This is a genomic window from Dankookia rubra, from assembly GCF_004355005.1.
GTDB classification, from domain to species: Bacteria; Pseudomonadota; Alphaproteobacteria; order Acetobacterales; family Acetobacteraceae; genus Paracraurococcus; species Paracraurococcus ruber_A.
Genome location: NZ_SMSJ01000290.1, coordinates 1 through 1,056 on the forward strand (window position 1 = coordinate 1; position 1,056 = coordinate 1,056).

A 1,056-nucleotide genomic window follows, 5' to 3' on the forward strand; every position below is an offset into this window, starting at 1 on the left:
CCGCACGTCGTCGGCCGCGTCCTCGACGGCGGCCCGCAGCACGGCGTTGGTCGGCAGGCCGAAGACGTAGTCGATGCCCTCGGCCTCGCAGAAGGCCATCACCTCCGGGCGGCCATAGTGGCCATCGCCGCGCAGGGTGACGTGGGTACTCGGCCAGTGGCGCCGGATTTGCCGGACCAGGCGGCGCAGATGGCCCCGGACCTCCGCGCCCGACGGCGTCTTGCCCGGCCGCAGCAGCACCATCACCGGGCGGGAGGTCGAGGTGTCGTAGACGTGGATCGGCAGGAAGCAGCGTTCGTCGTAGTGGGCGTTGAACAGCGACAGCTGCTGGCGCCCATGCACCACGTCCACGGTGTCGTCGATGTCCAGCGTCACGGCGGCGGGCGGCTTCGGGTAGCTGGCGCAGTAGAAGTCGACCATGGCCCGCATCAGCCGGATCACCTCGCGCAGGGAGGGCGCGTTCTCCCAGCGCGACATGGTCGGCTGCGAGCACAGATCCCGCCCCGTGTCGGGCAGGCGGCCACAAGCCAGCTTGAAGCAGGGATCCTGGCGCAGATGGTCGAGATCGTCGGCATCCTCGTAGCCACAGGCGATCGCCAGGATGCGGGCTCGCAGGATGTCGGCCAGCGGGTGGACCACCCGCGACGGGTCGCGCGGGTCGGAGATTAACGCCGCCAGCCGGTCGCAGAGACCGAGCTGGCGCTCGGCCGCGGCCAGCAGCAGCACGCCGCCATCCGAGGTCAGCCGCCCGCCGTCGAAGGCGGAGGCCACCTTCTTGCGGCCGATCGGTGGAAAGCCGAAGGGCTCGATCGTATTGTCATCCATGGCGGGTGTGGCGCGGCCTGATGATGCTGCGGGTTGGTCTCGACACCCAAATCCGTAAACGCAATCAGCAGTTTACGCCACGCCCGCCAGCCGCACCGTAGGCCCGTGATGAATAAGAGCGGCTAGGAGCTCGTCCACGTAACGGCTGAAGAGGCTCGACAGGCGGATCGTGCGGTGATTCGCTCGGCGGCATGACGAAGAGCTTTCGGCCCTGGAAGGTGGACGAGGCCT

At 68.7% G+C, this 1,056-nt stretch carries 1 protein-coding gene; it reads right to left on the minus strand.

The window, feature by feature from the left end:
• The coding region (locus E2C06_RS36610) for an IS1380 family transposase (protein WP_133293407.1) at window positions 1–825 on the minus strand (825 nt) is incomplete at its 3' end.
• Window positions 826–1,056: the final 231 nt, after the last annotated feature.